Source organism: uncultured Pseudomonas sp., assembly GCF_943846705.1.
Classification (GTDB): Bacteria; Pseudomonadota; Gammaproteobacteria; order Pseudomonadales; family Pseudomonadaceae; genus Aquipseudomonas.
In genome coordinates, this window is sequence record NZ_OX044366.1 from 3,846,190 (window position 1) to 3,859,048 (window position 12,859).

The 12,859-nt window shown below is 59.8% G+C and carries 11 protein-coding genes; 3 read left to right on the forward strand and 8 right to left on the reverse strand.

The window, feature by feature from the left end; translation table 11 throughout:
* Positions 1-171: 171 nt before the first annotated feature.
* Positions 172-894 (forward strand): hypothetical protein, encoded by a 723-nt coding sequence (locus Q0V31_RS17855; RefSeq protein ID WP_298190009.1) that lies wholly within the window; start codon positions 172-174, stop codon positions 892-894.
* Positions 895-1,000: 106 nt separating this feature from the next.
* On the opposite strand, the gene Q0V31_RS17860 is transcribed toward Q0V31_RS17855, so the two are convergent.
* From Q0V31_RS17860 to Q0V31_RS17895, 8 genes are all read right to left on the reverse strand, one after another.
* Positions 1,001-2,380 carry a DUF1329 domain-containing protein gene (locus Q0V31_RS17860; protein ID WP_298190010.1) on the reverse strand — a complete coding sequence of 460 codons (1,380 nt, stop codon included), beginning with the start codon at positions 2,378-2,380 and terminating at the stop codon, positions 1,001-1,003.
* 119 nt (positions 2,381-2,499) lie between these two features.
* A complete protein-coding gene (locus Q0V31_RS17865) occupies positions 2,500-4,116 on the reverse strand; it encodes a DUF1302 family protein (protein WP_298190012.1) in 1,617 nt (538 codons plus the stop codon).
* A 45-nt stretch (positions 4,117-4,161) separates the two neighbouring features.
* On the reverse strand, positions 4,162-5,253 hold the full coding sequence (locus Q0V31_RS17870) for an MBL fold metallo-hydrolase (protein WP_298190015.1): 1,092 nt from the start codon (positions 5,251-5,253) through the stop codon (positions 4,162-4,164).
* A complete protein-coding gene (locus Q0V31_RS17875) occupies positions 5,253-7,109 on the reverse strand; it encodes a long-chain-acyl-CoA synthetase (protein WP_298190017.1) in 1,857 nt (618 codons plus the stop codon). Before Q0V31_RS17875 ends, Q0V31_RS17870 begins: the two co-directional genes overlap by 1 nt.
* On the reverse strand, positions 7,106-8,191 hold the full coding sequence (locus Q0V31_RS17880) for an alkene reductase (RefSeq protein ID WP_298190020.1): 1,086 nt from the start codon (positions 8,189-8,191) through the stop codon (positions 7,106-7,108). The genes Q0V31_RS17875 and Q0V31_RS17880 overlap by 4 nt, the downstream gene beginning before the upstream one ends.
* A gap of 12 nt (positions 8,192-8,203) precedes the next feature.
* Complete coding sequence (locus Q0V31_RS17885; protein ID WP_298190021.1) at positions 8,204-8,833, reverse strand: nuclear transport factor 2 family protein; 630 nt, start codon at positions 8,831-8,833, stop codon at positions 8,204-8,206.
* Positions 8,834-8,881: 48 nt separating this feature from the next.
* A complete protein-coding gene (locus Q0V31_RS17890) occupies positions 8,882-9,655 on the reverse strand; it encodes an SDR family NAD(P)-dependent oxidoreductase (RefSeq protein ID WP_298190022.1) in 774 nt (257 codons plus the stop codon).
* Between the two features lie 11 nt (positions 9,656-9,666).
* On the reverse strand, positions 9,667-10,401 hold the full coding sequence (locus Q0V31_RS17895; RefSeq protein WP_298190024.1) for a 3-oxoacyl-ACP reductase family protein: 735 nt from the start codon (positions 10,399-10,401) through the stop codon (positions 9,667-9,669).
* 288 nt (positions 10,402-10,689) lie between these two features.
* Between Q0V31_RS17895 and Q0V31_RS17900 the strand changes: the two genes are divergently transcribed.
* Together Q0V31_RS17900 and Q0V31_RS17905 are read left to right on the forward strand one after the other, a co-directional pair.
* On the forward strand, positions 10,690-11,973 hold the full coding sequence (locus Q0V31_RS17900) for an MFS transporter (protein WP_298191134.1): 1,284 nt from the start codon (positions 10,690-10,692) through the stop codon (positions 11,971-11,973).
* Positions 11,974-11,975: 2 nt separating this feature from the next.
* Entirely contained in the window at positions 11,976-12,815 is an 840-nt protein-coding gene (locus Q0V31_RS17905) for an alpha/beta hydrolase (protein ID WP_298190026.1), read from the forward strand.
* The last annotated feature ends 44 nt before the right edge of the window (positions 12,816-12,859 follow it).

Genomic DNA, 12,859 nt, shown 5'->3' on the forward strand with positions numbered 1-12,859 from the left:
TTCTACTGCCACGCGACACCAAACGGACTAAGACGCTGCCGGCAGCCTGCCTGATCATCAGCGCCGCCGGGTCTACAACACTCCAATTCTGCGCAGCCACGACATCGCGCAGGCAGGACCTGTCGCCAACCCAGACCCGGCCCCCGACAGTGACCACAACACGGATGCCACATGATAAAAACAATCTGCCATGGCCTGCTGCTTAGCGGCCTGATTCTCAGCAGCTCTGCCCAGGCTGCTTTGCCGGACAATATCCAGTTACAGCGCGAGACCCTGCGTTCGTTAACCCTGATAATCCAACTGCAGGCTGAGGGTATCCAGTCGCGTCAGCGTCAGGAGTTGCATCAGGACATGCAGCAACTGCAGCTGTTACTGCAGCGCAGCGGACACAGCGACAGCCACTACCCGAAGACTCTGGCACACACCCTCGAGGCACTTGACGGCGGGCAGTCGCCAGCCGCCGAAGAGCTCGACCAGCTACATGAACAGGCACTTAGGCTACTCGACAGCAGCTATAGCGCGGAGACGGACAGCGCCTACCTAGCGCTGCTGATGACCGAATACCTGGCTATGCGTTATGCCTTCAGCAGCTATATCGGCATCCCAACGACCAGCGCCCGCGCACAGAGCGGTTATTACGCAACCAACACCGACGACCTCTTGCTCCAGCTCGACCAGAAACTGACGAGCATCCTTAGCGCTCTTAATGACAGCGGCCTCTCGGCCCGTTGGGCGATGTTGTACCGAGCCCTGTCGGACACCCAGGACGGCTGGATCCGCACCCGCTCAGGCAAGGCCTTCACCCCTATCGTGGTGATTCGCAACGCCCGGGTTTTCAGTAGCCAGCTAGCTCAATTGCTGGACAACCAAATACAGGCCGCAGCCAATAATTAAGCGCTAGTAGATACGCAAAAAGCCGAGACGCATGATGCGTCTCGGCTTTTTTACAGCTGTTGCTCCGTTACTGAATCAGGTTAACCCCTCATCAGCGCCGCTCAACTCAACGGCCCATGGCACGCAGACGGTCGGGAGTGAACTGGGTCGGATCCATCTCGCCCTTGTTCAGCATCGCGGCACGCTCACGCTCGTTGAACAGCGAATAACCGACATAACCACCGCTGTTCAGGTCATGGTAGAACGAAGAGCCCGCCTGCCAGGCCTGGGTATCCGGATGGTAGTAGTAGTTGAGGATCGCGTGCTTCCACAGCTCGCCACGGGTGTCATAGTTGTCAGCCATCACCGCATGCCACGAATCCTCATCGATGAACAACCGACGCTTGCCATACACATGGCGACTGCCCGACTTAAGCGTGGCTTCTATCACCCAAACCCGGCGCAGTTCGTAACGCAGGAACTGCGGATCGGGGTGATGGAGTGTCAGCAGCTTTTCGTAGGTCACATCCTTGCCATGCAGTTTGTAGGCGTTGGCAGGCACGAACATTTCTTGCTTGCCGATCAGCTTCCAGTCATAGCGTTCGGGGGCGCCATTGAACAGACGGTCCTCGTCAATGGTCAACATGCCGTTAGTGCCGGCCAGCGGCTGATCGAAGCCGTAACCCGGTGCCAGGCGCACCCGACGGGTACCGGTGTTGTAAGACCAAGCCGTGCGCGGTGCAACTGCGTAGTCGTAGGGTTCATGGTTGAGCGAGGTATTACCGCGATCGCGCAGTGGCAACTGAACCTCAGTGGTGCAGTAAGCCGACACACCGTCGTCGGTATGCGCACGATGGTTCGGGTCCATCGGCGGCGCCAGGCAGCGACCATGCACACGGCCCCAGCCGATACTGCCGTTGGCAGTAACCGAAGCAATGTCGCGAATTTCATCCTGGGTCCAGGCACGGAATGGCAGCTGATGGTTCAGCAACACTTCCTGGGCGGTTTTCGGAATCGGGAAACCGATGTAGCCCAGGCCTTTATAGCCGAAACCGTCATTGACAACCTCGGCATTCAGCGCATTCCACTTCGCCCGTTCGCACACCACTTCTGGATAGGCGAACTCGCGGCGACCTTCATAGACGTTGATCTTGTAGGTGTCCGGGTACTTCTTGAGCAGCGCCTGCTGACCGTCACTGAGGTTAGCGGCATGTTCGGCCATATTGGCAGCGGTAATCACCAGGATCGGCTTGTCTGCTGCATAGGGGTCGACGGGGTGTGCACCGCTGTGCGGCGGGGCATCCCAACCTGGCACCTTGCCCACGTAGAGGCCCTTGAACTCTGGAATGGTGCCGGCGGCGTTACCTGCACGCTCAGCGCCAACACAGGTCAGGTCCTTACCCAAACGATCCGCCTCCTCCGCTGAAACAGCGGCATTGGCAAACCCCGCCACCGTCAGGCTGATGGCAGCGGCCAGAGAAACTACTACACCATGCTTATTAATCATTGTTATCTCCACAGGGTAGAGGCGACCTGCATGTCTGCTTGCGGCACTGGCGGTCGAATCATCGACAGACCAGACATAACAGCCGGCAGGCAACTATTGAAGGTCGCTCCGATTTAAATTCAGAAGGAGTACTTAGCCGAGAACGTCAGGTAGTCACGATCACCCAGCATGCGATTGCGAGTTGGGTCGGGCGTATACAGATACCCGACATACGTCGTGTTCAGCTCTAGGTTGCCGAGGTACTTGAAGGTCGCTCCCACCGACATGCGCTTGTCACCCTGACCGGCCGAGATTGTGCCTTTAAGTGGGGTATTACCCTCGACGACATGCGACCAGTTAACCGGTACGCTCAAATCCCAACCGGAGAAGATCCCGGGATAGGACAGAACCGCCTGCAGGGTATAGGCCGTGGCGGTCTTGCTCTGCCAGGTGGTAGCGGTCCTGTAGGTGTAATCCTTGTTGTTGCCCACCTTGTCGACGTCATCAGCACGCACATGCACGACTTCGCCAATCAGGGTTGTCGATTGGGCCCAAGGCATGTCACCCAGCGCCCGGATAAAGCTCAGCTGCATCTGCTGGCCCGAACCGGTGGACAACTGGTTATTCGCCAGCGTGATCGGAGCACCGCTGCGGTACGACCACTCACCGCCGACCTGGGTATTACCCACGCTGGTGGAGAAGCTCATGCCGGTCAGCTTGATGTCCTCGATATATTCGACCGTGTAGTTGGTCGGTAGTCTCGGGCTGATGGGGCTCAAACCAAAACCGCCCAAGGTAATCCCGGCCGGGTTACGGTCGTGATAGCGAACATGGAAGAAGCCCAGTTCGGTGGTCAGGGTCGGCCGGTACATGGCACGAAGACCGTACTGACCGCTGTCACGCGGCTCGTTGTCGCCCATGTTCGCGGCTTTAACAGAGAACCCTGGAGCAACAGGTACATAGAGGAACTCAGCGCCCGGGCCGGTAACATCGGAAGTCGACAGGAAGGAACCTACCGGGTTCAGCTCGTTGCCCTTCCACTCATACTGCACATAGGCCGACAGGCCGAAGTCGGGGTTGATTTCCCAGTTGGCCGATACCTGGCCGACTGGCAGCAAGATGTCCTTGACCTCAACCCCCGGCTGGCCGGCGTTGACCACGTTGACCGGCCCCTGCACGCCGTTCACCCCTGGATAAAACAACCCCTCGCCCCAGGCCACCACGTGTCGACCGGCCTTGATACCCAAACGTTGATTGTCATGCAGGTCAAAGTCGCCGAACACGTAGGCATCGAGGAAGCGGCTGCGGCCACCGGAAAACTTCTTCGCGTCACTGGTGAACTCGTCGTGGGCACCGGTTTTGTTCACGGTGCGCGGCGAGTTGTTGTCATTTTGGCTGTGGTAAACATCATCGTAAAAGGTACTACCGCGCAACACCGCGCCGTAGTTGTCTTTACGCAGAATGATTTCACCCAGGGCAGTTACCCGGTTGGTAGTGAGCGCGTTACGCTCGAAGTTGCGATTGCCGTCATCACCATTGGCCTGCCCGTTCAGCAGCCGAGAGTCGGCATTCTCCAAACGCGTGCCAATACCGTAACTGGTGGTCAGCGTCCAATCGATGGTCGCGCCATTGTCGAAACTAAGCCGCTCTCCTGCCTGCACGTCTTGGGTAGAAGATGCGGCGATGGCAATGGCCAGTGATGCAACCGCAAAGCCTGTAGCCCCCCGGTGTATAGCGTTGTTTTTATTGTTTTTCATAACTACTCCTGCGTTTAGGTGAAACAACTTGCCGGCTGTTTTTGGTTAAACATGGATGTCTTCAGTTGCTGTAAACACCTCACCGCCACTACTGGACAGACCGAAGCGCCAGGCTTTGCCGTCAAACGTGCGGGTCAGCACTCCCTCATCCCTGAGGAAATTGATGTGGGCCAGGGTTTCCCCTATGGCCATCAACAAATCGAAACTGTTGCGTACCTTGGGAAACAGCGCAGGGCGCAGTTCGGCTACGGTCTTTGGACTGTCCAGTAGCGTCAGCAGCGTCTCCAGATGGGCATCATGGTGTTGCTGTAACTGCCCTAGGCGATGATGCAGACCATGGAATGGCCGCTCATGAGCCGGCAGCACCAGCACCGAATCGGGCAGGTTGCGAAAGCGCCGCAGTGAGGCCAGCCAATCACCCAGCGGGTTAGCTTCAGGCTCGGTGACATTCACGCAAACGCTGGAGGTAATACGCGGCAGGATCTGGTCGCCGGAAATCAGCAGCTGGTCGTCTTCGCTATACAGGCACGCGTGCTCGGGTGAATGCCCGGAGCCGACAACGACACGCCAGCTGCGATTGCCAATTTTCAGCAGGCCGTTTTCACGCAGGCGGTGAAAACTGGTGGGCGCATCGATGTCATAGGACATTTTGCTGAGCATCGGTTGCAGATCAGATATCTGCTCATCGCTCAGGCCGCAGCGCTCAAAGAACTGCGAGAACGCCCAATTGCCCTCATCACCTTTGGGGTGCGTGACGAACATCGACTGGTATTCGCCAAAGCTCATGTACGCCGGGCAGCGAAAGCGATCAACCAGCCAGCCGAACAGACCGCTATGGTCATAGTGAAAATGCGTCACGATGACCGCCAGCACGGGGGCACCGGCGAACACCTCGGTGAAAACGCTTTCCCATACCTCGCGGCTCTGCGGCGTATTCAGTCCGGTATCCACCACAACCCAACCGTGCTCGTGGCGCAGCAGGTATAGATTGATGTGATCCAGGCCGAACGGCAGCGGCATGCGCAACCACAGCACGCCAGGCGCCACTTCCAGGGTATGCCCCGGCTGCGGCGGCTCGATCCAGGGAAAGCTCAGGCTGTCCCTGACCGCAGACTCGTGCAGGCCCAGATCGCTCATCAGGCTTCTCCAGCAAAGGCAGGCAGGCCAGCACGCGCCAACGCCTCGCTGCTGAGCGGTACGTAGCCGCCGGCCCGGTCATCCTTGATAAACAGCGGATCGTCGAGCAAATCGGGGGAGTAACCCTCACGCTGCAGGTCGATTTTGCGCAGTTTGAAGGTGCTGGTCATGTCCGCCATGGCCGAGACCCGCACGAACACCGGCACCGCGTAGTGCGGCAGGCGTTGGCTGGCGAAGTCGAAAAACGCCTGCGGATCGAAGTGCTGGCCTGGTTGCATCAGCACGGCGGCCATCCCCGCACGCCCCTCATGCTGAGGGACCCTTACGCCGTAAATATTGACCAGCTCCATGCCAGGGAAGTCGCTCAGCGCATCTGCCACTTCCAGGGTCGATACGTTCTCGCTCTTCCAGCGGAAGGTATCGCCGATGCGGTCGACGAAATAGCAGTAGCCGTCTTCGTCATAACGCAGCAGGTCGCCTGAGCTCCACCAGGCGTCGCCATCGCTGAATACATTGCGCAGGATCTTCTTTTCGGTGGCCTCGGCCGAGGTATAGCCCTCAAAACGCCCAGCACCAATATCCGGATGATTGAAGATCATGCCCACCGCTTCACCAACCTCGCCAGGCTGACAATGGATGTAGCGCCCTTCGTCATTGCGTAGATGGGTTTGGTTAGCGGTGTCATATTTGAGCAGGCGCAGGTTGGTCTTGTCCCAGAACGGCACCCGACCGCAGGAGCCGATACGGTTATCAACGTTCAGCGTCGCCGCGTTCGCCTCGGTGGCTCCCCAGCCCTCGAAGACTTCGAGGTCTCCAAAGCGCGCAATCCAGCGCGTCCAGACTTCCTTACTCAAACCGGCACCGAGCATGCAGCGCAGACCGTGCTGACGGTCATCAGGCTGCGCCGGCTTGTTCAGCAAATAGCGGCAGACCTCGCCGATATACTGGAAAATGCTCACCCGGTGCCGACGGATGTCCTGCCAGAACTGGCTGGCGCTGAACTTGCGGCGGAACACGATGGACGCACCGGCGGCCAGAGCGGTGGAGGTCACCGACGTAGCGGCGGCGCCGTGGTACAGCGGCAGGCAGCAATAGAACACGTCATCTGGGGTCACCGCCAAGGTCACCTCCATCACATCGCCAGACGTCATCCAGCGCATGTGGCTGTACTTGGCCGCTTTGGGCAGCCCGGTGGTGCCTGAGGTGAAGATGTACAGCATGTCGTCTTCGGCCTTGATGCCGGCGCGCAGCGCAGCATCCGGACGAGTGCGCGCAGCATTGAGCACCTGCTGATCAAACTGCTGATCGAGGCTGGCCGGCAGCGCGCTACGCGCCTGTGGCTTTTCGCTATCGGCCACCAACCAGCGCGGGTAATCCGCGGTCTGCTCAGTGTCCAGAAAGCCGCCTAGGCACTCCTCACCGATCACCACTGCCTTGGCCGAGGTGGACTGCAATGCATGCACCAGCGCCTTACCGGTAAGGTGGTAATTGATAAAGGCCGTGACCGCACCAATCTTGGTCAGGCCAAACCAGCAGAAGAAGAAGTCCGGGCGGTTCTCCATGGCCATCGCGCAGACATCGCCGGGGCGTATGCCGCGCGCTAGGAAGGTATTGGCATACTGATTGGCGCGCTCGTCGACTTCGCGGTAGCTGAAGCGCTGATCGCCGTAGACCAGAAAGTCGCGCTCAGGGAAACGTTCCACCTGAGATTCCAAACGATCGGCCAGGGTGTAATTCTGCGCAGGTTTTATCCGCCCGGCAGCCACCGAGCGCAGGTCCAGTTTGGCCTGGGTCTGCTCGGGCGTGGGCAAGGCATAATCTGCAAATTCTTGTTGTTGTGTCTGGCTTTTGCTCATGACAACGCCTCCGGCGTGCGGACGTCTGCAGTGGGGTAATCGATGTAGCCGTCGGGGCCTGGGGAGTAGAGGGTCTGACGGTCGAACTCGGCGAGCGGCAGCTGCTCGCAAATGCGCGTCACCAGATCCGGGTTAGCGATGTAATGCCGCCCAAAGGACACCGCGTCAGCCTGCCCAGCGGCAACAATCTGCGCCGCACTGTCGGGCTCGAAACCATCATTGACGATCAGCGCTCCGCTGAATCCGGCACGGGCTGCGGCGAAGGCATCGACCTTGCGGGTGTGCGCACGCATCATGTGCAGGTAGGCCAACTGCATACCGTCCAGCCCACGCAATAGCGCGTCCAGGGTTGCCGCCGGGTCACTGTCGACAATGTCGTTGAACTTGTTACCAGGGCAGAAGCGCACGCCGACGCGCCCCGAGCCGATGGCATCGGCCATGGCGCGTAACACCTCCAGCGCAAATCGCACCCGGTTGTCGGCACTGCCACCGTACTCATCGGTACGCTGGTTAGCGTTTTCCGACATGAACTGCATCGGCAGGTAGCCACTGGTGCAATGCAGCTCGACGCCATCAAAGCCGGCTTCGCGAGCATTTAGCGCCGCCTGGCGGTAATCGTCGATAACCTGGCTGATCTGCGCTCGACTCAGGGCGTCCGGCATGTCGGTGTCGGCCATACCCACGGTGTCCGTAAACAACTGGGTCTGTGCCAGCACGGCCGAGGGCGCCACGGTACGGCTGCCGGCAGGTTTGTTGTGATGGGTGGCCACACGACCGCAGTGCATCAGCTGCACCACAATCTGACCGCCCGCGGCATGCACCGCATCGGTCACCTGACGCCAGGCTTCGATCTGCGGCGCGCTGAAGATCGCCGGGGTACGGCAATAGCCCAAACCATCGGCGGACGGCGAGGTGCCTTCAGCGACGATCAGGCCAGCCGACGCGCGCTGGGCGTAATACTCGACCATCACCGCTGTTGGCACTGCGTCACTGTCGGCACGGCTGCGCGTCATCGGTGCCATGACGATTCGATTGGCCAGGTGCAGCTCGCCGAAACGAGCAGATTGCATTAATGCGTTCATAGGCCCTCTCCCTCAGCGAACACGGATTTTCGGTGCGGGAGTATCGGCACGCATGCGGCGCAGGAAGTGCTCAACCGGAGCGGGCTCTGCCACCTCCGGCAACACGTCACGCGCAGGCGTTTCGGCCCAGAATTTCTGCCAGGACGGAAACAGCGCATGGAAGGTGCCGTCGTAGGACTCACGCCCCGGCCAGCGCATCTTCATCTCACCGACCGGTGGCTTGTTCAGGTCCACGGCATACCAGTAGCAAGGCAGTCGGCGGCGGAAAAACCACTGCCCGTCGATGCGCTGGTAGTCATCCCAATAGAGCATTTGCATGATCACCCACTCACCGTCGGTCTCATGCTCGTTCTTCGAATACACCACACCGATGGCGTGGTCCTCATCGACGAACTCGATGATGTGCTGACCAAGATGGTGAGAGGTGCCGGTGAACTGCTGACGCAGGGTGTCGTCCACCCAGCTCTTGAGGTGGGCGCGACCGACCTTGCCGCCGCCAACCCGGATATCTGCGGCGAACAGGTTGACGTGGGCATCTAGGTCGCGCATGTCCAGCGACAGGGAGTATTTGCCCGCCAGCTGGCGGATGGCCTCGATCGACTCAAGCCGATCCAGACGCTGCGCAAGGGTATTTTGATCCATGCTATTGCCTATAGGTTTTGCGGTGAGGCGGGCCCGCAGGCCCACGCTTCATTCCAGTACGGTGTACAGATCGGAGCTGCGGCCGCCATCCACGGCCAGGCTGGCACCGGTGATATAGGAGGCTTCGTCGGAGGCGAGGAAGAACACCGCATTGGCCAGCTCGTCGGCCTCGCCGACCCGCCCCATGGGGATCAGCTTCTCGGTGTTGTTGCGCGTCTTATCATCGCCAAGCATGCCGGCGGTGGCTGGAGTTGCGACTACACCGGGCACCACGACGTTGCAGCGCACTTTGTAGGGCGCACCTTCTGAGGCGACCGCACGGCTGAAGTTGATTACCGCCGCCTTGGCTGCGGAGTAACCGGACATCCAGGCAGTACCAAACAGACCGCAAATCGAAGCGATGTTGACGATCGAGCCACCACCCTGCTCCTTCATCAGCTGCATCGCGGTACGGGTGCCCCAGAACGTGCCGTCCACCGTAGTGGCGAAATTGGCGTGCCAATCTGCGGTAGTCATGCTGTCGACCCCGCCCCAGGTGTAAGCCATGGCGTTGTTGACCATGATGTCCAGGCGGCCGTATTGCTCTGCAGTGGTTTTGATGGCGTTGACGAAGTCAGCTTCGTTACTCACATCGGCGACCCGGTAATCAGCGTTGCCGCCTGCGGCACGGATCTGCTCGACGACATCCTTCAGCGGCTCTTCGCGACGTCCGCAAATCACTACGATGGCGCCTTCGGCAGCCATCTTGATCGCGGTTGCCGCGCCGATTCCCGAACCACCGCCGGTGACGAAAGCCACTTTGTTTTGCATGCGTGTTGTCATGTGCCTTCCCCTTAAATGAATGCCGAACCGCCGTTGACGGTGATGTTCTGGCCGGTGATGAAGCTGGCGTCTTCACTGGCCAGGAACACCGCCACACGGGCCACTTCATCGGGCTGGCAGAGCCGGCCTAGAGGAATTGCAGCGATCATGGCCTGCATCCACTCATCGGGAATGCCCGCCATCATCGGCGTATCGGTAGGCCCGGGAACGATGGTGTTGACGCGAATACGGCTAGGCGCCAGCTCACGAGCCAGGCTGCGCGTCAGCCCCATAACCCCGGCCTTGGAGGCCACGTAATGGCTTGGGCCTTCACCGGTTACCGCGGCGGTGCTGGAGAAATTAATGATGGTGCCGGCTGCTTCCTTGGCAACCATCAGTCGAGCGGCTTCGCGGGCGCAGAGGAAGGTGCCCTTGAGGTTGACCCCGATCACCCGATCCCAGTTTTCTACTGGCGTATCGAGGAAGCTGTCTACCGAGCCGGTACCCGCGTTATTAACCAGTACATCGAGGCGCCCTGACTCGTCACTAATGCGCTGCATGGCCGCCTGCACAGAGGCTTCGTCCATTACATTGCACACCACGGCGCGGGCCCGGTCGCCGTATTCGGCAACGCTGGCTTCGATGGCCGCTGCGTTAATATCGGCGGCATACACCAGCGCACCCTGCTCGACGAACTGACGAACAATCGCGGCACCCATGCCCTGGGCGGCACCTGTTACAAAGGCAATCTTGTTATCGAGTTTCATAGCTGCTCCTGTCGGTCGCTCGCAGTCGACCCGTTTCCGGTGCTAGCTATGATTCATTCGTCAACAAGCCCCAACATCGTCCATTGAGACTAACCATCCAACTGAGCAATACGGCTTGCTGACAGCGCTGCGACACTGGTCTGAATGGACGATGTTGGGCGCGATCAACGGAGGGGATGATCGATAAGACAAGAACAAATATCCGCTATTCTGGAGATCGCCGTGAATCCGCCAGTCACCCCCAGTACGTCGCAACACAAGGTCACCTGGCATACCCACTACGCCTTGATGATGCTGGCTCTGATCTATATTTTTAATTACATCGACCGCTTGCTGATCTCCATTCTGATCGAGCCGATCAAGCTGGAATTCGGCGTCTCCGACACCATGATCGGATTACTCTCGGGTGTCGCCTTCGCGCTGTTCTATACCGTGTTCGGCCTGCCACTGGGCCGCCTTTCTGACCGCATCGGGCGCAAACCGGTGATCGCCGTGGCCTGTATTGGCTGGAGCGTGATGACCATGCTTTGCGGCGTAGCCACCAGCTTCACCATGCTGCTGCTATTCCGCGCCTGCGTCGCAATTGGTGAAGCCGGCGGTTCAGCACCCTCGGTGGCCATGGTTGCCGACCTGTATCCGCCCAGCCAGCGCTCGCGGGCCTTAGCGATCTTTCTGATGGGCCCGGCTTTGGGTGCGGTGTTCGGCCTGGGTCTGGGCGGCTGGATCGCAGACATGTATGGCTGGCGCTGGTCGTTCATTCTGATCGGGGCACCGGGCGTGCTGCTGGGCTTGCTGCTGGCCTTCACGGTGCGTGCGCCGCGGCATAAGGTTGCGTCGGCCCAGGAGGCCCAGGAAAACATCGTAAAAACCTTCTTGTCGCTGGCCAAAACGCCCTCTTATGCCTTGATCGTGGTTTCCGGTAGCTTCGCGGCAATCGCTGGCTATGCAATCGGCACCTGGACACCGAGCTTCCTGATCCGCTCACACGGCCTCAACTTGACTCAAGCGGGCGCGCTGCTGGGTATCGGCGGCGGTGTAATGTCGGTCATCGGCACCCTGACGTGTGGCTGGACAACCGACCGCCTGGTACGTCTCAACAGCGGCTGGCAGCTGGGTACCGCGCTGATCGGTACGGGGCTGAGCATTCCTCTAGGCCTGATGTTCTTCCTGTGGCCGGCCGGTTCGGTATTCGCCATAGGCGGCTTCAATGCACCAACGCCGATTCTCCTGTACCTGGGTTTCGCGTTTTTCGGCACCTGGTGGACGGTTCCTTGCTTCGGCGCCATGACTCACCTGTTCCCCGCGCACAAACTTGCCCAGGGCACCGCGTTATTTCTGATGGGGGTTGCCCTGTTCGGCGTCGGCATCGGCCCGCTGGTCGTCGGCATGCTCAGTGACTTCTTTATACAGACCATGGGCGCCGAAGCCCTGCGCTACGCCATGGCCAGCACCATCGCCATTCTGCTAGTGCCGTGTATCAGTCTGGCCTTGGCAATCCCCCGCTATCGCCGGCAGGTCGACGGGCCCAAGGCCGATCCAGTCAACGAACCCGCTTTGCTTGAAGGAATTTGAATGTGAATAGCACTTCTATCGCCGAACTGCCGTTGCCAACCGGCAGCTATGCCACCCTGGATAATGGCCTGACCCTGCACTACCTCGACATCGGCAGCGGCCCGGTGGTGATCTGGCTGCATGGCAGCGGCCCCGGCGCCAGCGGCTTCAGTAACTTCAAGGGCAACTATCCAGTTTTTGCAGAAGCGGGCTACCGCAATATCGTGCTGGATCTACCGGGCTTCGGCCGCTCCGACAAACCGGCCGATGTGAACTACGACCTGGACTTCTTTGTCAGCAGCCTGAAAGGCTTTCTCGACAAGGTGGGCATCGATCGCTGCACCCTGCTGGGTAACTCCTTGGGCGGGGCCATTGCCCTGGGCGCGACCCTGGCCTATCCCGAGCGCGTAGAGAAACTGGTGCTGATGGCACCCGGCGGCGTGGAAGAGCGCGAGAGCTATTTCCGCATGCCCGGAATTCTGCGCATGGTCGAGGTGTTCGCCAAGGGCCCGATGGGCGTCGAGGAAATGCGCGATGTCATGAGCCTGCAGTTGTTCGATAGCAGCCAGCTCGATGAAGACCTGCTCAAAGAGCGCGCCGCCGTCGCGGTTACCCAACCGGCCAACCTCTTCTCCACCATGATGGTGCCGAACATGACCGAACGCCTGGGCGAGATCCAGGTGCCGATTCTCGGTTTCTGGGGCACTAACGATCTGTTCAACCCGCCGGCCGGCGCGTTGAAAATTCTCGACAATGCGCCCAATGCACGGTTCATCATGCTCAACCGTTGCGGTCACTGGGTACAGGTCGAGCACCAGGCGCTGTTCAACCGGGAATGCATCACCTTCCTGGGCGATGCATAACGCGCCGAACGACCAACACTAGTCATACTAGGGTGAGCCCGCTC